At 70.1% G+C, this 501-nt stretch carries 1 protein-coding gene; it reads left to right on the top strand.

The window, feature by feature from the left end; all coding sequences use genetic code 11:
• Positions 1-501, top strand: a 501-nt coding sequence (locus tag H8B02_RS47720; RefSeq protein ID WP_229172576.1) for an FAD-binding protein, incomplete at both ends; no start/stop codon positions are given.

Genomic DNA, 501 nt, shown 5'->3' with positions numbered 1-501 from the left:
CGGCCGCAACCGCATCGTGCACGCCACCGGCGACGGCACCGGCCGCGAGATCATGCGCGCGCTGATCGCCGCGGTCCGCCGGACGCCATCGATCACCTTGCTGGAAGGTGTCGAGGCGCGCAGGTTGCTGGTCGAGGACAATGCAGTCAGGGACGTGCTTGCGGCCAACGACCGCGGCGCGCTGACGATCGCGACCAACCGCGTCGTGATCGCGACCGGCGGCATCGGTGGGCTGTTTTCAGACAGCACCAATCCGGGCGGATGTTTCGGCCAGGGGCTCGCGCTCGCGGCACATGCCGGCGCAAAACTGTCGGACCTCGAATTCGTCCAGTTTCATCCGACCGCCTTCGACGGGCCGTCACGCCCGATGCCGCTGTTGACCGAGGCGATCCGCGGCGACGGCGCGACCCTGATCGACGAGACCGGCCGGCGCTTCATGGCCGATCAGCCCGGCGCCGAGCTCGCGCCACGCGACATCGTCGCGCGCGCCGTCTGGCACCA

Source organism: Bradyrhizobium altum (genome assembly GCF_020889705.1).
Lineage (GTDB): Bacteria > Pseudomonadota > Alphaproteobacteria > Rhizobiales > Xanthobacteraceae > Bradyrhizobium > Bradyrhizobium altum.
The sequence above is the reverse complement of the archived record's forward strand: the minus strand, read 5'-3'. Positions and strand labels throughout refer to the sequence as shown.